The organism is Vibrio sp. A8-1, assembly GCF_013048685.1.
Lineage (GTDB): Bacteria > Pseudomonadota > Gammaproteobacteria > Enterobacterales > Vibrionaceae > Vibrio > Vibrio metschnikovii.
The window spans coordinates 1-23,708 of sequence record NZ_VHTC01000023.1 but is presented as its reverse complement, the minus strand read 5'-3'; the positions used below and the strand labels follow the sequence as shown (position 1 = coordinate 23,708).

At 44.8% G+C, this 23,708-nt stretch carries 14 protein-coding genes; 9 read left to right on the top strand and 5 right to left on the bottom strand.

What is annotated here, in order from left to right; all coding sequences use genetic code 11:
- The first annotated feature begins 147 nt into the window (after nucleotides 1-147).
- The 3 genes from FKN93_RS12590 to FKN93_RS12580 all read left to right on the top strand — a co-directional run bounded on the left by FKN93_RS12590 (nucleotide 148) and on the right by FKN93_RS12580 (nucleotide 2,835).
- Nucleotides 148-1,692 (top strand): cryptochrome/photolyase family protein, encoded by a 1,545-nt coding sequence (locus FKN93_RS12590; RefSeq protein ID WP_170905220.1) that lies wholly within the window; start codon nucleotides 148-150, stop codon nucleotides 1,690-1,692.
- Nucleotides 1,692-2,399: an SDR family oxidoreductase gene (locus FKN93_RS12585; protein ID WP_170905219.1), complete on the top strand. Its 708-nt coding sequence runs from the start codon at nucleotides 1,692-1,694 to the stop codon at nucleotides 2,397-2,399. The genes FKN93_RS12590 and FKN93_RS12585 overlap by 1 nt, the downstream gene beginning before the upstream one ends.
- Before the next feature lie 127 nt (nucleotides 2,400-2,526).
- Complete coding sequence (locus FKN93_RS12580) at nucleotides 2,527-2,835, top strand: YkgJ family cysteine cluster protein (RefSeq protein ID WP_161424993.1); 309 nt, start codon at nucleotides 2,527-2,529, stop codon at nucleotides 2,833-2,835.
- A 96-nt stretch (nucleotides 2,836-2,931) separates the two neighbouring features.
- Here FKN93_RS12580 and FKN93_RS18115 read toward each other — a convergent pair whose 3' ends face one another.
- Together FKN93_RS18115 and FKN93_RS12570 are read right to left on the bottom strand one after the other, a co-directional pair.
- Nucleotides 2,932-4,179 (bottom strand): diguanylate cyclase, encoded by a 1,248-nt coding sequence (locus tag FKN93_RS18115; protein WP_170905218.1) that lies wholly within the window; start codon nucleotides 4,177-4,179, stop codon nucleotides 2,932-2,934.
- A 333-nt stretch (nucleotides 4,180-4,512) separates the two neighbouring features.
- A complete protein-coding gene (locus FKN93_RS12570; protein ID WP_170905217.1) occupies nucleotides 4,513-6,174 on the bottom strand; it encodes a methyl-accepting chemotaxis protein in 1,662 nt (553 codons plus the stop codon).
- Nucleotides 6,175-6,549: 375 nt separating this feature from the next.
- Here FKN93_RS12570 and FKN93_RS12565 point away from each other — a divergent pair, with 375 nt between their 5' ends.
- Nucleotides 6,550-6,906: a YibL family ribosome-associated protein gene (locus FKN93_RS12565; RefSeq protein ID WP_072670822.1), complete on the top strand. Its 357-nt coding sequence runs from the start codon at nucleotides 6,550-6,552 to the stop codon at nucleotides 6,904-6,906.
- A gap of 48 nt (nucleotides 6,907-6,954) precedes the next feature.
- Here the strand turns inward: FKN93_RS12565 and malT are convergent, their stop codons facing one another.
- Entirely contained in the window at nucleotides 6,955-9,663 is a 2,709-nt protein-coding gene (gene malT / locus FKN93_RS12560; RefSeq protein WP_170905216.1) for an HTH-type transcriptional regulator MalT, read from the bottom strand.
- Nucleotides 9,664-10,156: 493 nt separating this feature from the next.
- On the opposite strand from malT, the gene FKN93_RS12555 reads away from it, so the two are divergent.
- From FKN93_RS12555 to glgB, 3 genes are all read left to right on the top strand, one after another.
- Nucleotides 10,157-12,610: a glycogen/starch/alpha-glucan phosphorylase gene (locus FKN93_RS12555; protein WP_170905215.1), complete on the top strand. Its 2,454-nt coding sequence runs from the start codon at nucleotides 10,157-10,159 to the stop codon at nucleotides 12,608-12,610.
- Between the two features lie 100 nt (nucleotides 12,611-12,710).
- Nucleotides 12,711-14,891 carry a 4-alpha-glucanotransferase gene (gene malQ, locus FKN93_RS12550; RefSeq protein ID WP_170905214.1) on the top strand — a complete coding sequence of 727 codons (2,181 nt, stop codon included), beginning with the start codon at nucleotides 12,711-12,713 and terminating at the stop codon, nucleotides 14,889-14,891.
- Nucleotides 14,892-15,188: 297 nt separating this feature from the next.
- On the top strand, nucleotides 15,189-17,387 hold the full coding sequence (gene glgB / locus FKN93_RS12545; protein WP_346009390.1) for a 1,4-alpha-glucan branching protein GlgB: 2,199 nt from the start codon (nucleotides 15,189-15,191) through the stop codon (nucleotides 17,385-17,387).
- Between the two features lie 272 nt (nucleotides 17,388-17,659).
- Here glgB and FKN93_RS12540 read toward each other — a convergent pair whose 3' ends face one another.
- Nucleotides 17,660-18,616, bottom strand: a complete 957-nt coding sequence (locus tag FKN93_RS12540) for an AEC family transporter (protein ID WP_158137179.1) — start codon at nucleotides 18,614-18,616, stop codon at nucleotides 17,660-17,662.
- 288 nt (nucleotides 18,617-18,904) lie between these two features.
- Between FKN93_RS12540 and FKN93_RS12535 the strand changes: the two genes are divergently transcribed.
- A complete protein-coding gene (locus tag FKN93_RS12535; protein ID WP_170905213.1) occupies nucleotides 18,905-20,293 on the top strand; it encodes a DASS family sodium-coupled anion symporter in 1,389 nt (462 codons plus the stop codon).
- A gap of 95 nt (nucleotides 20,294-20,388) precedes the next feature.
- Here FKN93_RS12535 and FKN93_RS12530 read toward each other — a convergent pair whose 3' ends face one another.
- Nucleotides 20,389-21,012, bottom strand: coding sequence for a DUF2057 family protein (locus FKN93_RS12530; protein ID WP_170905212.1), 624 nt, complete (start codon nucleotides 21,010-21,012; stop codon nucleotides 20,389-20,391).
- Nucleotides 21,013-21,380: 368 nt separating this feature from the next.
- On the opposite strand from FKN93_RS12530, the gene FKN93_RS12525 reads away from it, so the two are divergent.
- Nucleotides 21,381-23,609 (top strand): glycosyl hydrolase family 18 protein, encoded by a 2,229-nt coding sequence (locus FKN93_RS12525; RefSeq protein ID WP_249374177.1) that lies wholly within the window; start codon nucleotides 21,381-21,383, stop codon nucleotides 23,607-23,609.
- Nucleotides 23,610-23,708: the final 99 nt, after the last annotated feature.

The window sequence follows — 23,708 nt, the reverse complement described above, 5'->3', positions numbered from 1 at the left end:
AGTTAACTATTCAGTAACATTCTGATGTGACGACGATTTTTAATCATAAAAAGGTTAATCCAACAGCAGTGAATGATCTTATTCTCTGTATTCGCGTAAAGGTTTAGCTAACCCTATCCATCTCTGAAGCAAGGATCTGATCACGGCATGAATTTCAAAACGGTTCGATTACTATTAGGCGATCAGCTCAATGCTCAACACTCTTGGTTTAAGAAAGTGGATGATGATGTACTGTACATTATTGCTGAACTTCATCAGGAAACGGGCTATGTGACTCACCACATCCAAAAAGTCGTCGCGTTTTTTTTGGCGATGCAAGAATTTGCTAAAGCAAGGCAGGAAGAAGGTCATCAAGTCGTTTACCTGACCCTCGATGAGACACAGAATTTTAGTGATCTACCACAATTAATCGCGCACTACGTACAACAGACTGGAGCCATGAGCTTCGAGTATCAGCGCCCTGATGAGTATCGTTTACTCGCACAGCTCGCAAACTTACGTTTTGCTAATACTGTTATTGGTTGTGTCGATAGCGAGCACTTTTTGCTGCCGTTTGAAGAGATTGAACAACATTTCCCTAAAGGCAAGCATAAAATGATGGAGCATTTTTATCGGCGGATGCGACAACGTTTTACGGTTTTAATCGAAGATGGCAAACCGCTTGCTGGTCAATGGAATTTTGATGCCAGTAACCGCAATAAATTAAAAGCACAAGATATTGCTCAGTTACCAGAACCTTTGCTGTTCAAAAATAACCCATCGGACGTTCTTGCACGCCTAAATCGACATGGAATACAAACGATAGGGCACTTAAAGGGCGATTTGTTTTGGCCAATCAATCGCGCGCAGAGTTTGACATTGCTTGCTCATTTTTGCCAAGTGTGTTTACCACGCTTTGGCCAATTTCAGGATGCGATGACCCACTTACATCCTGCGCAATGGAGTCTTTATCATAGCCGATTGTCCTTTGCTCTTAACAGTAAGCTCTTACATCCTAAAGAAGTGATTGATGCAGCGGTTGCGGCTTATCAGCGTGAGAGCCAGATCGATCTTGTCCAAGTGGAAGGCTTTGTTCGCCAAATCCTAGGCTGGCGTGAGTACATACGTGGCATCTATTGGGCCAACATGCCGCACTATGCTCAGCTCAATGCACTTCAGGCCACCTCCCGCTTACCTAGCTATTTTTGGACGGCAAAAACAAAAATGCATTGTATGCAGCGAGCGATCGGTCAATCACTCGATTTTGCTTATGCACACCACATTCAGCGTCTGATGGTGACGGGAAACTTCTGCTTATTAACTGGAATCAATCCCGATGAAGTCGATGCTTGGTATTTAGGTGTTTACGTCGATGCCATTGAGTGGGTTGAAATGCCAAATACACGGGGAATGGCTTTATTTGCCGATGGTGGCATCGTCGGGACTAAACCGTATGCGGCTAGCGGTTCTTATATTAATAAAATGAGCGATTATTGTAAGACCTGTTTCTATGATAATAAAGCCCGCAGTGGTAAGGCTTCCTGTCCATTCAATAGCCTTTATTGGCGATTTATGCATCAGCAGCGTGATCGTTTAGCAGTCAATCCCCGTATTGGAATGTTGTATCGCTCATGGGACAACATGACGGATCAGCAGCGAGCGGATATCTTACAGACGGCAGAATACTACGTGAGTCACCTGGAGGAGTTATAATGGATATTTTGGTGGTTGGCGCAAATGGTGGAATCGGTTTAGCCATCGTAAAGCAGTTATTATTGGCCTTACCTGAAGCGAATATTCATGCGACTTATCATCGCCAATGCCCCGATTTCACCTCTCAACGTGTCACTTGGTCTCAGTTGGATGTCACTCAAGAATCTGACGTTGCTTTATTCAGTCAGCGTTTTTCGACACTGGATTGGTTAATTAACGCGGTAGGTATGCTGCATGCTCAAGATCAGGGTCCAGAGAAGAATTTGCAAGCATTGAATAGTGATTTTTTTATGCAAAATATTACCATTAACACCTTGCCTACGCTGTTATTGGCCAAGTATTTTTCGCCGCTGATGAAAGCCAGTGATGCTGCTAAGTTTGTGACTATTTCTGCCAAAGTGGGCAGTATTAGTGATAACCGTCTTGGCGGATGGTACAGCTATCGGGCCTCTAAAGCCGCACTGAATATGCTACTGAAAACTCTCTCTATTGAGTGGCAGCGCACGATTAAACGAGGTGTCGTCTTGGCGCTACATCCAGGGACCACCGATACGCCGCTGTCTAAGTCTTTTCAAGCCAACGTACCCGCCGATAAGTTATTAACGCCAGAGCAGGCTGCACAGCATCTGGTTGAGTTAATCATTCAAGCGAATTTGCAACAAACAGGACAGTTTTTGGCTTATAACGGAGAGCGCTTACCTTGGTAATCACGTTCTGTCCATTCTACAGACGCTAGGCTGAGTCTTAACGTTTTATCCTAAAACAGATAGAGGGTTTTCGCTATCTTGACCGAGTTGGCGTATGATGCGCTCATCGCCTTTATTATTGACCTTTATGACTAAATCAATTCCTATCCATACCGAACTCAATCCTGATCCATCTTCGTCAATTACCTGTTCCACTTGTCAGGCTTGTTGCTGCCGATTAGAAGTCATGCTCATTAGTGACACAGGGGTTCCTAAGCAGCACGTCGCGGTTGATCGATGGGGCGGAGAAACGATGCGTCGTTTGGATGACGGATGGTGCTCGGCGCTCGATCGTGAAACTTTTATGTGTACTATCTATGAATTGCGCCCTTGGGTTTGTCGTGCCTTTGAAATGGGCGAATATGAGTGCAGAGAAGAAAGAGATTTATTTCTTTAATGTTTAGCTTATGGATTTAACTTGTTTTTAAACCATAAGCTGAGAAGGTTATCTTAACGTTAACCTTGACCATGCTTGATTGTCACCGTGACTCTGTTAGGTCGTTAAGTGAGGCGGTTTATAGATCAATTGATTTCTACCTCGTCGCTTGGCTTCATACAACATATCATCTGCCCGATTTACCAAGGTGGAAATATCTTGGTAGCCACAAAATAGCCCAACACTGATCGTGACTGAGAAGGAGCGTTGATTATGGCTAAAGGATAAACTCGCGATCTGCTTGATGAGTTGTTCGAGCTTCTCAATGACTATCGGAAACTCTTGTTTAGAATAGAGACAAAATTCTTCGCCACCAAAACGTGCTACCAGTTCATTATCTTCATGATTAAAAAGATTTTGCATGCACTGAGCGACCGATTGTAAAACTTGATCTCCCATGGCATGGCCGTATAAGTCATTCACTTTTTTAAAATGATCCAGGTCTAGCATCGCAATACTGATCAGGTTTTTCGTTGTATAAATATGATCAAAAAAGAAGCGTCGATTCCACAATCCAGTTAATACATCTTTATTGGCCAGATAGAACATCCGATCGTTAGAATCCTTTAAATTTAATAAATTATTCACCCGACAATAGAACTCATCTTGATTAAAGGGTTTATGCAGAAAATCATTTGCTCCGGCTTTAAGAAATTGTGAGGTAATAGAGCGATCATTACTTGCCGAAACCCCAAGCAGCATAAATTTATGGCGTGGGTACAAGGCTAGAGTTTCTTGGATCATCGTGACGCCATTTTTAATCGGCATATCATGATCGACAATCACGAGCGTGATTTGTGGATGCTGTTTCAGTATTTCTAAGCCTTGTTGACCATTCTCGGCTTCTAAACAATGAATATAACAACGCTGTAATAATTGACACATATGACGCCGTACCATCACCGAATCATCAACCACTAAAGCGGTATGGGTTAAGTTGTTAATCAAGCGATCAATGAGTGGCGCTAAATACGCGACAGATGCAACGCTGTCTTTAAGGATGTAATCGAGTATCCCTTTGTTGACGAGCCGTTGACGAATGTCCTCATTAACGTGAGCAGTGAGAATAATACTAGGGATGTTTTTTTCGATCAGCAGATCGACGATTTCTCCATCTTGCGCATCGGGTAAACAGTAATCCAATACCGCGCAGAGTATATTGGTCGACTCTGGAGCGTCGAGTAAACGACGTGCCGATTGGTAGTCATCGGCAATCATCAGATCTACTTCTAGTTTTGAAAGAAGGGCAGTTAAGTAATTTCGATAAGCTCGACTGTCTTCAACGATGAGTACGGAATGTTGCACAGTAATACTCCCAATGGTTCTAATCGGACGCTGTTCCCATATTTATCGGGTGTTACCTGAGCCATTAATTGAAAGTCGCCAACGCTATCTATAAGAGCTGGCTCGTTATTCGTTTGTTATTGTTCTCTTTCTCAACTCGACAGTTGTAACGTTTAATTATTAAGTTCGGTATTCTTTATGAAGCGGTTTCCGTTTTGATCAAAGACTCTGAATCCAATCACCTCGCTTATCAAGGTGATTGGAGATTCATTCACTGGTTGCCTATCGTTTAGCTATCGCTGACCGTTTATGACTCTGTTATGCTCAGAGTCAGTAATTTACACTGTAAACACCTTAAACTTTAAAGCGTCCGACCAAGTTATACAGCTCATGCGCTCGGCCATTAAGATCTTGGCTACTGGCTTTGTTTTCATTAGCCAGATCGGCAGATTGACTACTTTGGTCAGAAATGACCACAATCCGTTCGGAGATTTCTTGGCCAACAATACTTTGTTCTTCAGTCGCGGTGGCAATTAATGAGTTCATATCCATGATCACACCGATAGATTGCTGAATACTTTCCAGTGCTTTTGCTGCTTCGCTGGCTTCTTTGACCGTCGATGTGCTGCGGTGTTGACTGGAGTCCATCGCTTTCACTGCATTGTCTGAAGCAGATTTTAACTGTTGAATCATGTTATGGATGTCTTCCGTACTGTCTTGAGTACGGCTGGCCAATTTGCGTACTTCATCGGCGACCACCGCAAAGCCTCTGCCTTGATCGCCGGCTCGTGCGGCTTCAATCGCGGCGTTCAATGCCAGTAAATTGGTTTGTTCAGCAATATCTTGAATAACCACTAAAGAGCTGGAAATATTTTTGACATCGCCTTCGAGTTTAGAAATCACGGTACTGGCTTCGGCGATCTCTTTGGCTAAGGCTTCTACCGAACGAGCCGCAGATTCAACAATTTTATGCGCTTCTTGAGCATTATCTTCCGCTTGTCTGGCCGAATTGGCTGCTTGATTAGCATTATTCGAGATCTCTTGAGCGGTCGTTGTCATTTCTGTCATCGCGGTGGCGACTTGCTCGGTCTCTTCGCGCTGCCCTGTAGCAATAATATCTACTTGAGCAGCGCGTTGCGTCATGGTATCGGTTTCTGCAACCACTTGTTGTCCAAGTTGATGGACACGTTGAATAATCCCTTGCAGGCTGGCCACAAAAGCATTGAAATTACTGCTTAGGCGGGCAAACTCTGGAATAGTGAAGCTTTCCATCCGAGCGGTGAGATCGGCATCGCCACTGGCAAAAGAGCGAATCGAGTCATCCAGCATATCCAGTGGGCGCATAATGCTGCGATTTAAGAACAGCGCCATGACTCCGACAATAATGACAATAACAGTGGCAATCGTGGTTAATGTCCAAAGGCTTTGAGTCAGTTGCTGCTGGGCTCGTTTTTCCATGGCAGCAATTTCTGCATCGACGTCATCGGTATAAAACCCAGTACCTATGGTTAAATCCCATTGAGGAATATAAATCGAGTAGCTGAGCTTAGGTAGAGGTACCGATTCACCGGGTTTTGGAAAATAGTAAACCGAGAATTCATCTTTTCTCGCGTTATTAATGATATCTCGAATTAAAAAGTTACCTTGGGCATCGGTCATATTGATGAAGTTATCGCCTAATCCAGCTTTACTCTGACCAAGGAGAAGGCGAGTCCCTTTGCTGTCATAACCAAAAATATAACCGTCAAGCCCAAAGCGAATCTCTCGTAAGATGCTCAGAGCTTCCTCTAAAGGCGCTTGACGACGCAGTAATGGCTCGATTGCGGTACGCGAAATCTCCAAATAAGATTTCAGCTCGGTTTTTTTCATCTCCATCATCGCAAGGCGAGTATTATTCATCTGCCCTTGAGTCAAACTGCGCGTTTCTGCGAAGGTTGAATAGATCATACTTAAGGCAATCAGTAATAAAGGCACAATCGACAAGATATAGAGGCGCTGGCGTATGGTTAGATTCATGGTGTTTTCCATCTTTCATGATTATTAAGTTCAAACCAACAGAGACCATTTTGCCTACTTGATCATTTCGTGGCGTGAGAATGATTGGTTATCTTATCGATATCATTGTCAGCGATGCAGGCTATTAACATAATATTAGTGCAGATATTTAACGGTGAATGAAAGATTACTATGTGGTGTCTCACATTTTTATGGTTAGTGAAGAAGGAAGCGTATCTTACTACTGAAAAAAGTCTGACTTTGTGGTTGATGAATGTTTATTACGCGTTGCGGTGAGAGACCCTCGAGCGAGCGAATCGATATTTTTGTATTTCAACACTCCATTTCTCCTGTGCTATAATCTGTGCCCATTTATCGGTAAGAGCCTTAAGCCCCATGAGTTTAAAAAACGATCTGCAAAAATTACACAGCCGTCTTGATACTTGTTCCCATAAGTTAGAAGCGGCTAAGACTCGCGGTGATAGCGCTATGGTGAGCAAATTTACGGATGAAGTTGATCAGTTGACCAAACAACTTAATAGTCTGAAGAACAAAGCCGAATATGAGCTAAACAAAGAGCGTAAAATGCTCGCGGATATGCCGTTTTATCGTGAGTTAACCAAAGAAGAGCAAGCCGATTTAGGAAAGCTGAAAAAATCCGTTAAAGGACTAATTATTGTCCATCCCACCACTAAAATTGGTAAAGCTTTGCGGGTTGAAGTGATGACTGGTTTTGCGCCTAAACCATTTTAATCGGCGCTCGGCCTACTTATGATCAGTAGGCCGAGGCTTCAACATCAATTAATAGCCCATTAACTGTAATAAATTTTCTGCGGTGTGCATCGCTTCTTTACGGTTGGCGATATTCAGCTTCTGATATAAGTTACGAATATGCGTTTTGATGGTCGTTCCTGCCACATCAAGCTCTTGAGCAATCTGCTCATTACTAAAACCTGAATAAATTAACCCAAGCACTTGCCACTCACGTTGAGTCAATGGACTGGTTCGAACCAATTCAGGGATATTGGGATGGTTAATCAGCTTTTCGACAAATTTTTCATCAAAATGAATAGAGCGACTACGCTGAGAGGTTGAAATCTCTTTAATCAACAACTGGGCACGATGACGCTCTAGATCGCCTAATTCTCCGCGGTGAACCATTTTTTCCAGTAAATGACCAATTTTTTGTCCATCGATCAGAAAATTACCCACCATGCCCGTTTGATTGGTGAGACGCAGTGCTTCTTTGAGTTTGTCACGCGCGAGTTCATCATCATTGCCGAGCGAGGCGAGCGTGGCTTCAACAATTAAGTTGCGATTTAAGTCGGTCAGTAGTTGGTACTCACTCGCTTGCTGTTGTAAAAATGCTAAGGTTTGCTTGGCTTCTGGATACTGTTCTAGGCAAATTTGTGCGCGAGCAATATTGCGCCATTGCAGTTGGAAGAAATGGTTATAAGCTTTTTCTGGCCGATGGGTAGTGGTCAACCAATGCTCTATCGCGGCTTTATCCCCACGAGCTTGCCAATACAACAACAAAGATAATGAGGCGTTGGCCGTCCAGTCGACATGATAATGTGACTGCTTGATCAAGTGATGGACTTGCTCGATATAACGTCCGGCTTTATCCAGCTCTCCACGGCCAACCGCGATACGAGCCAACATCGAATAACTGTGTAAATGTTGACTCGGTGAATGTTGACCAAGCACTTCTAATCCTTTGTGCGCACACTCCTCTGCTTCATCTAACCGATTCCAACACCAAAGAATTTGGGCGCGAATACGCAATAAAAACTCATGTAAGGGAACTTGGTGTAAATGCTGTTCTTCCACCAGCTTGAAGGCGTTATCTTGCACTTCGAAAGCCGCTTGTACGTAGCCTTGGGCAATTAAGATTTCGCTCTGTTGTAATAAGGCCCAGAGCGCTTGATGATAGACTTGATATTGCCGCGCCAGTTTTTCGGTTTGTTGCATCATTGATAGTGCACGACTGAGGTGACCAAGAACGTGGTTCACTTCTCCGACAACCAACGTAGCAACAATGCGGCTTCGATACACGGTGCTGTCTAATTGGCTTAATGCCAGTTCAGCGAGGGTTAAGGCTTTCTCGGGCTCATTTTTGTTGATTGCGACTTGAGCCAATAGCGCATTAAACTCACCTTGCTGTTTACTACTGAGTTCGACGTTCAGCGCTTGCATCTCTTTTTCTGCCTGCTCAAGCATTGCGCCCACGGTATCGTAGCGATGTTGGCTTTGTGCCAACCAAGCTTGCAGTAAACAGAGTTTTGGTTCTTTATAAAGCTGTTGTGGCGCGAGGAGATTAATCGCCGACTCAAGGACATTAAGCTCACCTTGGTTGAACATTTTCCAACCATGTTGAGTCAAAATACTCGCTAAAAGATCGGTATCCTGCGCTAAGTTAGCATGACGTAAGGCTTGATGTGGGGTAGAGGCTTCAAGCCAAGCGCGCGCGGCGGAGCGATGTAATTCTTGCTCTTGCTGAGGGATCCGAGCCATCCGTTGATGAGCGAGAAATTCAGCGAACAAATTATGAAAGCGATACCAGTTGTGCTCACCTTCTAACGGATAGATAAACAGACCATAGCGATTGAGCGATTCAATCATACTTAGGGCATCGTCTCGTTGTGTTAAGGCGCTGACTAAGCTGTCGTTAAAGTGATCCAATACTGAGCACTGCATCAGAAAGTGGCGTGTTTCTTTATCCAGTAAATCAAACACTTCTTCGACTAAATAGTCCCATAAATGGGCATGGTTAAAATGAGCGACCGATTCAACGGATTGGGCTAAGGTGCGCTTTTGATGTTGTGCTTGCAAAGCGATGAGTTGTAATGCTGAAGGCCAACCTTCAACATAATTACGCAAGTTGAGAGCGGTGACATCATCAATACCTTCTACAACACGCTGATTGAAAAAACGCGTGGTCTCTTCAGTATCAAACGCGAGCAACTCATTACCTATCTCTATCATTAAATCACGTACACGCAGATTGGCAGTGCCCAGTGGCGGTGTCATACGGCTCGTGACGACTAAGGTGAGATTATCGGGCATATGTTTTAGGAAAAAGCGCATCGCTTCGTGAATCTCATCATCACTGATCAGATGATAATCATCCAGCACGACAAAGCACTCTTGATCAAACTGAGAAATCTCAGCAAAAACTTCGCTGAACAGTGAATGGGGCGATGAAAATTGGCGTCGTTCTGCCAATTTTTGTGCATTGGGGCAGCTTTGTTGAGTCGCTTTATTCATCGCTTGCAGTAAGTAATTCATGAAGCGAAAAGGATCATTATCACTTTCATCAATACTATACCAGCCGACATTCGGCTTATCGGCAAGCCATTGTGCGGCCATAGTTGTTTTGCCATAACCCGCAGGTGAGCGGAAAAGGACCAGTTTATAACAAGGGGCCTTTTGCAGGAGTTCTAAAACGCGCGGACGGACAATCGCGTTGTGCAGCCGTCCTGGGCGAGTTAATTTCGATGGAATCCACATGATATTTGTCCCGTCATCGTTAATGACAGGGATGTTACTGGAACTTGCCGCAGACTGTTATTGATCCCAGACGACTTTCTTGCCAGATTCACAGTTCTTCACTAACTACGCCCCAATTATGTGACATCTATCACTTATTGCTGGTTTTGAATAGCGTGATATTACTGTTTTGCATACGAGATTCACTGCAAATTAAGCAACAAAAAATAAACTCATGTGATCGTTGTTGCATTTTGAGTAAATGTTTATCTGGCTGACCGAGTTTTGTAAAACGGGAACACTATGCTGATTAAACGCGTTGCTGTGATCGTTATCACTCATCGTTTGTTTCTCTGTTTGATCGATGAGAGACAGATCACCTCTACGAGGCTGTCGGTGTATCTACGCCCTTGCTTCTCATCCTAATTTGCCATTTCGGTGGGAGGATGTTTTGCTGGAAGAGGCAATGCAGGATAGGCCACAGATGGATTAAACCGAAAAGTGAGATTTCTCAATGAAACCTACGCAACAGAAAACTTTTGATAAAGCATTATTTCAAGCAAACGTGAAACGCCACCTTACCGCGACCTATGCGACGACGATTGAACATGCTTCTAGTCGAGTATGGTACTTAGCAATGGGGCAAGCGTTAGCGGAACTAACCACCTTTGATTTATTAGAAACAGAACAAGACCCACGCATCGTTAATGCGAAAAGTGTTAACTACTTGTCACTTGAGTTCTTAATTGGGCGGTTAACGGGTAACAACCTGATCAGCATGGGGCTGTATGAGCAGGTTGGCCAAGCAATGAGTGAGCTTGGACAGAACCTGACTGATTTATTAGAAGAAGAACGCGATCCGTCATTAGGTAATGGCGGTTTAGGTCGTTTAGCGGCTTGTTTTATGGATTCATGCGCTGCGCAAGAGTATCCAACAGTCGGCTATGGTTTGCATTATGAGTACGGTTTGTTTAAACAATCGTTTGAGGATGGACATCAAAAAGAAGCGCCAGATGCTTGGTGTGGAATTGAGGGCTATCCATGGGAAGTGGCTCGTCCCGACATTAAGCAAGAAATTGGTTTTTATGGCCATGTGGAAGTGTATCACGAGCAAGGCAAAGAGAAGCGCCGCTGGGTACCGGGCATGTTGGTACAAGCGATGCCGTGGGATCTGCCTATTGTGGGTTACCAGAGTGAAACCGTTTACCCGCTGCGTCTTTGGGAATGTCGCGCTATTGCACCGTTCTCATTAGAGAGCTTTAATAATGGTAACTATTTTGAAGCGCAGCACGCGTTGATTGATGCGGGCAATATCACCAAAGTGCTTTATCCTAATGACAACCACGAAAAAGGTAAAACGCTACGTTTGATGCAACAATATTTCCACAGTGCGGCTTCAGTGCGTGATATTTTGCGTCGTCATCAAGCGGCTGGTTTCTCGCTACAAGACCTACCAAAATATGAAACCATTCAGTTAAATGATACCCATCCAACCATCGCCATTCCTGAATTAATGCGCATTTTCATTGATGAGCATGATTTGACTTGGGAAGCGGCATGGGAAATCAGTTCAAAAACCTTTGCTTACACCAACCATACGTTATTACCAGAAGCCTTAGAAACGTGGAGTGAATCGTTAATCCAACGCTTGTTACCTCGTCATATGGAGATCATTTACGAGATCAACCATCGCTTCTTACAAGACGTTCGTGCTAAATGGCCTGGTGATGTAACCAAACAGCAAAAATTATCGATCATTCAAGAAGGTTTCCACCGCATGGTGCGTATGGCTAACTTGTGTGTTGTCGGGTCGTATGCTGTCAATGGTGTTGCCGCCTTACACTCTGCGTTAGTGCAACGGGATCTGTTTCCCGAATTCGTTGAGCTTTACCCTGGTAAGATCCAAAACGTGACAAATGGGGTGACCCCTCGCCGCTGGTTAAAATTCTGTAACCCAGGATTAACCGCATTGATCACCGAGAAGATCGGTGACCAATGGCCTGCGGATTTAGATCAGCTTAAAGAGATTGCCAAGTATGCTGATGATAAAGCGTTCCAAAAGCAGTTTATGGCCGTTAAGAAAGCCAATAAACAACGTTTGGCTGACTGGGTAAGCGACAATATGGGTATTGAGCTTGATACCAACGCTATCTTTGATGTCCAGATCAAACGTTTACACGAATACAAACGTCAGCATCTGAATATGTTGCACATTCTTTCGCTCTATCATCGCTTATTGAACGATCCAAAATTTGATATGCAGCCACGCGTGGTGTTCTTTGCTGCGAAAGCGGCGCCGGGCTATCACCTTGCTAAAGAAATTATTTACGCGCTGAACAAGATTGCGGAGAAAGTGAATAACGATCCTCGTGTGAATCACAAACTTAAAGTGGTATTTATTCCCGATTATCGCGTCAGCATGGCGGAAATCATTATTCCGGCAGCGGATGTGTCTGAGCAAATCTCTACCGCAGGTAAAGAGGCATCAGGTACCGGTAATATGAAAATGGCACTGAATGGTGCGTTAACCATCGGTACGATGGATGGCGCAAACGTAGAAATTCGTGAAGAAGTTGGTGATGAGAATATCTACATCTTTGGTTTGGATGTCGATGGCGTTGAATCTTTGAAAGCACGCGGCTACAACCCTTACGATTATTATCAAGCCGATCCACTGTTGAAAGCGTCAATGGATTTACTGCTGGGCGATGAGTTTACACCAGGTGCTCCGGGACAGCTGCGCGCGACTTATGACAGTTTACTGGATGGCGGAGACCCTTACCTCGTACTCGCCGATTTCGCTTCTTACATTCAAGCTCATGAAGCGATGGACAAGCAATATCGTGATCAAGCTGGCTGGGCGAAAAAAGCCATTTTGAATACCGCGCTGGTGGGTAAGTTCAGCTCAGACCGTAGTATTCGAGATTACGTGAATAATATTTGGAAATTAAAAGCGGTTAAACGCTAATTAACCGACTATCCGGCCAAGGAAACCCTTGGCTGGATAACTCTTTTCTTATACACCCTACATGATTTTTGAGGGGTAAGCAGTCCCTTCGGAGAAAGCGATGAAAGAACATAATGCATTAAAACAAGTCGCAGAGATGGCAAGAATTGCCGATAGCTATGTCAGCGCTTGGGGAGACGAGGCCACCGTTTCAGACGACACTATTCGTCGTCTTTTGGCGTCTTTGGGTTACGATACAACCAATGATCAAACGTTATTAGCGTCAGCTCAGAAAAAACATAAAAAAGATGTCTTGGATCCTGTGTTGGTGCTCTCAGAAGGGGATGCGGTTGAAGTTCCACTCTACCTAGGTGTCAGCGCTCGGGAAAGTGAATTTAATTGGCGGATAGAAACTGAGCAGGGAGAAGTACTTGAAGGCTATCTTCAATCACAAATAGTTCGTGATGAACGTGCAGAGGGTGGCCCTTTAGTGTTTGCGTTGCCAAGCGGTTTGGCGTGGGGATATCACACTTTATTGGTTACTCGTAAGCGGCGTAAAGCGCCGTACACAATGACGCTGATCATCGCGCCGCGAGCGTGCTATAAGCAACCAGCTTTGGTTCAAGGTAAAAAGCTCTGGGGACCAAGCATTCAACTCTATACCTTACGTACCCAACACAACTGGGGAATGGGCGATTTTGGCGATCTTAAACAGTTGGTGGCTGATATCGCTTCACGTGGTGGTGATTTTGTAGGGTTAAACCCGATTCATTCGCTATTTCCGGCTAACCCTGAAGGGGCCAGCCCATATAGCCCTTCTTCACGTCGCTGGTTAAATATCCTGTATATCGATGTGAGCTCGGTACCTGAGTTTGCGCTCAGCGCTGAAGCTCAGCAACAAGTCGGTAGTCAGGATTTTCAGCAACGTTTGCAAAAAGTTCGTGAAACTCACTGGGTTAATTATACCGAAGTGGCCGAGCTTAAAATGAGTGTCTTGCCGTTACTGTTTAATGAGTTTAAGCGCCGCCATCTGGATAATAATACCGATCGCGCGCGTGCCTTCTTAGCGTTTGTCGAGCAAGGTGGCGAAAGTCTTGTTCACCAAGCCGCGTTCGATGCACTGCACACGGATTTGCATGCACAAGATAACCAAGTGTGGGGGTGGCCAGTTTTCCCTGAAAAGTATCGTCATTTTGATAATGCGGCGGTACAAAAGTACATTGAAGAACATCGTGAACGTGTTCATCTCTACATGTATTTACAATGGGTCGCCGATACACAAATCAATGAAGTACAAGCATTAGCCGATGAAAAAGGCATGGCGGTCGGTTTATATCGCGATCTCGCCGTGGGAGTCGCTGACTCTGGCGCTGAAACCTGGGCGGATAACGGTAGCTTAGTTTTGGATGCCAGCATTGGCGCGCCACCAGATGTGCTGGGTCCTTTGGGGCAAAATTGGGGCTTACCGCCACTTAACCCACAAACCTTACACGCCACGGCTTACGATGCTTACATCAAGTTGCTTCGTGCCAACATGAAACATTGCGGTGCGTTACGGATTGACCATGTACTGGGCTTGCTGCGTTTATGGTGGATCCCAAAAGGTGAAAATGCCACTCAAGGTGCTTACATTTACTATCCAGTTAAAGATATGTTGGCTATTTTGGCGCTCGAATCGCACCGTCACCAGTGCAGTGTCATCGGTGAAGATTTAGGTACCGTTCCTGATGAAATTGTCGCATTGCTGCGCGATGCAGGGGTGCACTCTTACAAAGTCTTTTTCTTTGAAACTTCAAAAGAAGACGGCGGGTTTATTTCTCCGACTCATTATGCCGATCAATCGATGGCGGCCTTATGTACTCATGATATGCCAACGTTACGTGGTTTTTGGCACTGTGATGATTTGAAAATGGGCCGCGAGATTGGTTTGTATCCTGATGAAGCGCAGCTGCAAGAGCTGTTTACGGATCGTTTGAAGTGTAAACAAGGCATTCTGAATTCGGTTGATTGGCACGGTTACTTACCAGCAGGCATTGGACGTGATGCTCAGTTAGTTCCTATGGACTCTTACTTAAGTGAAGCATTGCAATTGCACGTTGCGGCCGGGTCTTCCGCGTTACTCAGTGTTCAACTCGAAGATTGGTTGGAAATGGATAAGCCTGTCAATATTCCAGGTACCGTAAATGAGTACCCCAACTGGCGTCGTAAGCTATCAATGAACTTAGATGAGATCTTTGCCCGCGACGATGTTAATCGTATTGCGACTAAATTGACCCAGATTCGCGCGAAAGCGAGCCAATAATAAACCGGAGTAGCCGCCTTTGGGCGGCGATGATACTGGCGTTGTTCACTCATCAATGTGCTGTTTATGACAATAATAGGGCATCTTTTGGGGTTAAGGTTAAGAAATAAACGCTAGGTCACTCCATGTTTTTACCGGGTTAGCTAAGATGTATCAGGCTAAATGATCGAATAAATTCCGAGTGTCTACTACAGCACAAATCGGATCTGTCAAACTCAAGGTCATGGATGCCATGCTAGCAAGCCCGCACTTAGCGGGCGTTTTTCCTTTTGATAGTCTTGGTTAGGAGTAAGTATATTGAACCCCGTAAAAAAGAAACCGCTGAAAAAAATCGTTAAGTTACAGCAGACCTATCAACAATTATTGCATGCTGCGTGTGCCGATCCCTTTGCCTTTCTTGGCCCTTATCTTCCACAAGAGCAAGGGGCACTGCGGGTATGGCTTCCTAATGCAGATAAGGTTGAGCTGCTCTTAGAAGGGCAACCAAGAATCGCCTTAGAGCGTGATGAGTTCGATGGGTTTATTCTTAAATCCGATCATGATCTGCGGTTTACCCATTACCAGCTGGCGGTCGATTGGGCCGGCACAGAGCAAATCATTGATGACCCTTACCAATACCATTCCTTATATGCTGAATTTGAACAGTTGCATACGCCCAAGCAGATGTACCATCATATGGGAGCGCAATTTGTTACCTTAGAGCGTGATGGACAGCAGATCAGCGGAACTCGTTTTTTAGTCTATGCGCCTCATGCTTCAGCTTGCAGTTTAATCGGTGCCTTTAACCACTGGGATGGACGTCGCCATCCGATGCAACGCCTTGATTACGGGATCTGGGGATTATTTATTCCTAATTTACCCGAAGGAACACAATATAAATTCGAACTGAAAGGTCCTCATGGGGAAGGCTTACCTCATAAGGCCGATCCATGGGGTTTCTATGCTGAGCAGTATCCTTCTTTAGCTTCCGTGACTTACGATCATCGCCGCTATCAATGGCAAGATACCCGCTGGCAACAGCGCCCCATTTCCGAAAAGCGCAAACAAGCACTGTCTTTTTACGAGTTGCATCCGGGGTCTTGGAAGCGCGGTGAAGATGGGCGCTTTTTAACTTATCGTGAATTGGCTGATCAGCTAGTACCTTATCTGGTGGATATGGGCTATACCCACGTAGAGTTAATGCCAGTTTCTGAGCATCCCTTTTATGGGTCTTGGGGATATCAGCCGATAGGGTTATTCGCTCCAACCAGTCGTTATGGCACGCCGGATGATTTTAAATATTTTGTCGATCAGTGCCATCAGGCGCAAATTGGAGTGGTGCTAGACTGGGTTCCTGCCCATTTTCCATCCGATTCCCATGGGTTAGCGAATTTTGATGGTACGCCGCTGTATCACGATCCTGATCCTCGCCGTGGCTGGCATCAAGATTGGAATTCCTATATTTATGATTTAGGCCGTGAACATGTGCGCCGCTTCTTAGTGTCTAACGCGCTCTATTGGTTTGAGATGTTCCATATTGATGGCATACGAGTCGATGCTGTTGCTTCTATGCTTTATCTCGATTACTCGCGTAGCCATGATCAATGGATCCCGAACGTTGATGGGGGACGTGAAAATTACGACGCGATTGCGATGTTGAAATGGATGAATGAAGAAGTGTATAAGCATTTCCCGAATGCCATGACCATTGCTGAAGAGTCAACGGCTTTCCCTGGCGTTTCTGCCCCAACCTTTGTTGGGGGGTTAGGCTTTGGCTTTAAGTGGAATATGGGGTGGATGCACGATAGCCTTTCTTATATCAAAGAAGATCCGGTGCATCGTAAATATCATCACAACACTTTAACCTTCCCATTAATTTATGCCTTTAGTGAAAACTATGTCTTATCGCTGTCACACGATGAAGTGGTGTACGGTAAACAGTCATTGATTTACAAAATGCCCGGTGATGAATGGCAGCAAACTGCGAATATGCGTGCCTATTTGGGTTACATGTATGGTCAACCAGGTAAGAAACTTAACTTTATGGGCGCTGAATTCGCACAAACGGGGGAGTGGAACCACGATGATCAACTGCAATGGTTTTTGTTGGAGTTTGAGCGTCATAAAGGGGTACAAAACTTAGTCCGCGATTTGAACCACTTGTATCGTACACACAGCGCGCTGCACGAACTGGATTGTGATCCTCAAGGGTTTGAATGGCGTCTACAAGATGCGGCTGATGCGAGCATTATCGCTCATGAGCGGATCAATAGTGCAGGTGAGCGCGTGTTGGTGATCACCAATTTTACGCCAGTACCACACGAAGCGTTTCGTTTAGGTGTTCCTGTCTCGGCCACTTATCACTTGCTCTTGAATACGGATGAAAAGCGATATGGCGGGAGTGGTTTTGACGTTTTATCGGTCGTCAACAGCGATCGTGTGCCGAGCGAAGGGTTAGCACAATCACTGCGGTTACGTATTCCACCGTTAGCGACGTTATTTTACAAACTGAATTAGCAAAAAAAAAGCCAGTCGCAATTGGGCGGCTGGCTATCTATTTGTGAACAAAATATTCACTAACAACGTCAGTTGGCTAGGTGACCCTCGGCTTAAAAGGGTCACTTATTACAATACAATTACCGTGCCAATATTTTTTGGTGACAAAACCAGCAAAATGGACTGATTTTCGCAGTTTTATAGCGTCATGTTTCATAATTGCATTTGCAAATTGCAATTGAGAGGCAGTTCGCAAAAAATCCGCCTCATTCAACATCCTTACATTACGTTCATCAAATAAGCGCCAAGCTTGAGAGTAAGAAAATCCCTAAGGTACAACTGATAAAAGAAAACACCGTTGTTAAGGCGATAATGTTTGCAGCGAGTGGTGCATTTCCTCCCATCGCTCTCGCCATGACATAGCTTGCGGCAGCGGTTGGTGCTCCAGTCATTAATAGAATAATCCCGACATCCATACCCCGAAAGCCAAACCATAATGCAGCGCTGGTGATCAACAGCGGTGACCAAAGCAGTTTGTAGCGAGTCGCAAACCAAGTCGATCGGGAATCATTTTTTAGTGATTGGATATTCAGTGAGCCACCGGTGCAGAGCAAAGCAAGAGGCAGAGTCATGTTGGCAAAATAGTGTCCTGCTTCGCTGATCATAGTAGGGATCGGTAGTGCTATCGCATAACACAATACCCCAAGTAGGATCGCGATAATCAACGGGTTCTTCGTCAATGTTTTGAGTATCGTTGTGAGTGCCTTCGTTCCTTGTGTTTCGCCTTTTGGCGTTAAAGCGATCACCGCTTGAATATTATATAGCACCGTTGTTGTTGCGACATAAATCGCGGCTAATGCGACCCCACTATTACCATATAAATTAGCAACATATGCCAAGCCTATGATTGCGGTATTGGCTCGAAAGCCGCCTTGAATGATCACGCCTTGATCTTGAGGATGATGAAATTGTCGCTGAGTCATCCAGCAGGTAAACAAGAAAAAAATAAAATTAGCAACGAGCCCAAAAACAATCAAGGACAGACTGGAAGAGAAGTCATGCTCGGCTCCGACAATACTGAGAAAAAGCATCGCCGGGAGTGTGACTTGAAAAACCAGTTTTGAGGCAACATCAATAAAATTATCGTTAATCAACTGCACACGCTTGAGTAATACCCCCAACAGTAACATTAAACAAATCGGGCCGGTAATGGAGGCTGAAAATTGCAGTTGGGTGATGAGCGCTTGCATGATAGACCTTCCAATGGAGAGAGTTTTCATTCTTTCATAGATAAGCAAGAGCGAGAATAGCCAATCCATAAAATCTCTCTTTTGCTAAGGGGGGACCTTTGTTTAAGTCACGCTTTGTTGTGCAAACTTTGTTAATGATTTTCGTGCTGAGAAGCGCATTCATTTCAAGCTGTTAAATTGTTGCCCATAGTTTTGATAAGGTTAACAATTTCGCAATAATAATTATCCTCTCGTTTGAATCTATGGGATCATATTGGCTGCCGTTTGGCCCGATAAGGAAAAATAATAATGAATCGAAACGAGAATGTCCCATTGCCCAACAATACCCGAGAATGGTTATTCAACCGCAACAGCTTGATTGTGTTAGCGGATATTGCCCTGTTTTTTATCCTACTGAATACCTTACCTTTTGCCCCTAATGTCGTCCTTGGATTGAGCATTTTAGCGTTTATCGCTGTGCTATGGTTAACCGAAGCGTTGCATGTCACGGTAACTGCGATTTTAGTGCCGATATTAGCGGTGATATTTGGAGTATTTGAAACTCAGGCTGCACTGAATAGTTTTGCTAACTCGATCATCTTTCTCTTTTTAGGCGGATTTGCGTTAGCGGCTGCGATGCATCGTCAAGGGCTGGATAAAGTCATTGCTGATAAAGTGTTAATACTGGCACGTGGGCGCTTTAGTGTCGCGGTGTTCATGCTGTTTGGTGTCACGGCTGGCCTGTCAATGTGGATCAGTAATACGGCCACAGCGGCGATGATGCTACCTTTAGTGCTTGGTATTTTAAGTAAAGTTGACCAAGACAAAGGCCATAATACTTATGTATTTGTGCTGTTAGGTATTGCTTATAGTGCCAGTATCGGTGGTATTGCAACGATTGTTGGTAGTCCTCCGAATGCGATTGCCGCGGCTCAAGTCGGGTTATCCTTCTCTGAGTGGATGCAGTTTGGTTTGCCGACGACTATCGTCATGTTACCTATTGCGATGTTGCTACTTTATTGGATGCTTAAACCCGATCTAAAAGGGCAGTTCGAGCTCAATCACGAGACGGTGAGTTGGGATAAAGGGAAAGTGGTGACTTTGACCATTTTTGCCTTGACCGTTTCATTGTGGATATTCAGTAAACCGGTGAATGAACTTCTTGGTGGTTTTAAAAGCTTTGATACGATTGTCGCCTTAGGCGCGATTGTTCTGGTCTGTTTTGCACGAGTGGTTCACTGGAAAGATATTGAAAAAACCGCCGACTGGGGGGTATTACTGCTGTTTGGTGGTGGTATCTGTCTCAGTAATATTCTCAGACAGACCGGAACTAGCGTGTTTCTGGCCAATGAACTGAGCTCGATGATTTCAGACTTAAATATTTTACTGATTGTTATCGTGATTGCGGCTTTTGTGGTGTTTTTAACGGAGTTTGCCAGTAATACGGCCAGTGCCGCATTATTAATTCCGGTGTTTGCTGGTGTTGCTGAAGCTTTAGGTGTTTCACCCGTGATACTGTCGGTGTTGATTGCGATAGCGGCATCGTGTGCTTTCATGCTCCCTGTGGCAACGCCACCGAATGCGATTGTTTTTGCGACAGGACATATTAAGCAAAGTGAAATGATGCGAGTAGGGATGGCATTGAACATCGCTTGTATTGTGATTTTATCAGCGATTGCGATGTTATTCTGGAATTAATCGGGACCGCTCATCGTCTCTGCTGTTGAAAACGATAAAACCCCAAGCTTATCTTTGCATACTTGGGGTTTTATTATGGGCGAATATCGTGATGTTTACTGATTAATAAAGTGTTTGAACTTTTCTTGAGTGGCGGCATCAGCCTTGTTGTACCAGAAATACAGCATCTCTTCGGCGGTATTATCGATCGCCTGTGGGGCTTTTATGTTGTTGGAGACTGAAGTGGTGGTGACGATGGCGGCAGGGCCTCCTGCACGATTGTATTCCAACAATTCTTGTTGATAGTTACGCCCTATTTGCATCCCGGGTTTGATCAGTCGATCTTGCTGGAGAGCAACAGACTGCCCGTTAGAATCTTGCAGTGACCAAGTCAGATGACGGATATTGTTTTCCGCGTCAACGGCGTTACGGTAGGTTGGTAGATCAAAGGTTAGATTGGTCTCTTGCGCAGAAAAAGTCGCAACAATCACTTCACTTTCCACTTGAATACGATCATTACCTTGTGTGAAATAAGGTTGATAGCGGAAGACGATCTGTTGTTGTCCATCTTCTAAAGTTAGTGTTTTTTTTGCAGAAAAAAAACCGCCAGAAACCGCAGGTTTCTCTCCATTAACCACCAACATATTAATACTATCAGGAATATCAATGGTGACTTTAGCTAGGGTTGCGGCACTAAAAACAATCGCAAAAAGACACGATAATGGCTTGATGGCATTCATCTATTTTATCCTATTGATTACTTGAAGAAGGGAAGACTGTCAGGGTGCCGCTTGTCCGTGATAAAAGCAAGTTTTCACATCGGTAATCACTGAGCGTTCATCAAAATATCATCTTTCGATTCGCTTCAATATACGCTTACCTATCCTCAATATGAAACGATGCGAGCATAGCCAAAAATAGCCGTTTTTCTACTCTATAGGATAAAAAATCCGTTTTTTTGGCTGAAGATTGCCTTTAGCATGTAACACGTTGAATCTGTCCCATTCATTGCTCGTTGTGCCTCGAAAACTCTGGAACTCCATTTTTCAAACGCTCACAAGTATCAAATACTGTCTCAGATGTTTAATCAACCATAAGAGAGACAGATATGAAGCGTACTATTCTGTGTTCGGCGGGGATGGCTTTTGCCTTGTCGTTCACTAGCACGGTAATCGCAGCGCCAAGCGCACCAAATATTGATGTATATGGCTCAAATAACCTGCAGTTTTCTAAAATACAGCTAGCAATGGAAACGACCGCGGGCTATCACCAAATGGTGCAGTATCGAGAACAAGCACCTATTTCGATTACCTTTAATCAATGGAGCGGTGAACGCGGGCATACTTATAAAATTTTATTTGATGGTGTGGAAGTGGCCTCTGGGCCGATCAGTGGCAGTCAAACCACCGCCAACTTCACCTATGATAAAGGTGGCCGTTATCAACTCCAAGTTGCAGCCTGTGATGATTCTGGGTGTACGACCAGTGCGCCAGCAGAGTTAATTCTGGCTGATACCGATGGTTCACACCTTGAACCTCTGACCATGAACGTTGATCCGAATAATAAATCCTATTCACTGGACCCTGATACCGTCGTTGGTACCTATTTCGTTGAGTGGGGCATTTATGGTCGTAATTATACGGTGGATAATATTCCAGCCCATAACTTAACGCATATCTTGTATGGTTTTATCCCTATTTGTGGTCCGAATGAGTCGGTCAAATCGGTCGGTGGTAATAGTTATAATGCCTTGATGACCGCCTGTCAGGGGGTACCTGATTACGAAGTGGTGATCCACGACCCTTGGGCGGCATACCAGAAAAGTTTTCCTCAAGCAGGACATCAGTACAGTTCACCGATCAAAGGTAACTATGCGATGTTAATGGCACTCAAGCAGCGTTATCCCGACTTAAAAATCTTGCCATCAGTCGGAGGATGGACGCTATCCGATCCTTTCTATGATTTCACGGATAAAGCAAAACGCGATACGTTCGTTGCATCGATGAAACGTTTTTTACAGACATGGAAGTTTTATGACGGTATCGATATCGATTGGGAATTCCCCGGTGGCAATGGCGCTGCCCCAGATTTAGGCGATCCGATCAATGATGGACCAGCTTATATCGCCTTAATGCAAGAGCTACGGGTGATGTTGGATGAACTTGAAGCGGAGACCGGTCGTTCTTACGAACTGACCTCTGCAATAGGCGTCGGTTTCGATAAAATTGAAAAAGTCGATTATGGTCAAGCGATTCAATATATGGATTATATCTTTGCGATGACCTACGATTTTTATGGTGGTTGGAATAACGTCCCTGGCCATCAAACGGCACTGTATTGCGGTAACTTTATGCGCCCAGGTCAGTGTGATGGAACAGGCATTGATGAAAACGGTGAACCGTATAAAGGCCCTGCTTACACCGCGGATAACGCAATTCAATTATTGCTAGCCCAAGGTGTACCAGCCAATAAGCTGGTTCTTGGGGCTGCGATGTATGGTCGAGGTTGGCAAGGTGTGATGCCGGCTTCGTTGACCGATCCTACCGATCCGATGACAGGGGTTGCGACCGGCAAATTAACGGGCTCAACAGCGCAGGGAGTCTGGGAAGATGGTGTCATTGATTATAAGGGCCTTAAAGCGTATATGATTGGTGATAATAACCAAGGGATTAATGGCTTTGAATACGGTTATGATGCCCAAGCCGAAGCTCCTTGGGTATGGAATCGCACTACAGGAGAATTGGTCACGTTTGACGATCCGCGCTCGATTAAAGCCAAAGGGGCTTATGTTCGTCAGCTAGGTTTAGCCGGTTTATTCTCATGGGAAATTGATGCGGATAACGGCGATATTCTTAATGCCAAGCATGAAGGGCTTGCTCAAGGATCGAATCCACCAGTTAATCGCGCTCCAATTGCTGATGCAGGTATGGCGCAAACCGTTGTCGCTCCAGCGACCGTAACCTTAGATGGCAGCGCTTCCAAAGATACCGATGGCACGATTGCCCGTTATCAATGGGAACAAATTGCTGGGCCAACCGTGCAACTCAGTGATGCGAATCAAGCTCAGGCGAGTTTTTCGATTGGTGAAGTCACTCAAACCGAAACCTTACGTTTTAAGTTAACCGTAACAGACAATGAGGGAGCGAGTGGTTCCGCGACGGTTCAAATTACCGTTAAAGCCGAAGACGGTGGTGTGGAAAATACGCCTCCCGTTGCGATTGTCTCTGCGCCTTCTGAAGTGAGAGCTGGTGAGCAAGTGTTGGTTGATGCCTCGGCATCTTATGATGCGCAGCAAGAGACGCTGAGCTTTGGTAAGTGTTCACCAAGCCCCTATTGACAGAAAAAGTGTGACACTCAGCACTTGATCCACTTTTTACTATTGAGTGATCATTCCAGTGCTTCATCCTGTTTGTTATGAGCAGAAAGAAAGCCCCTA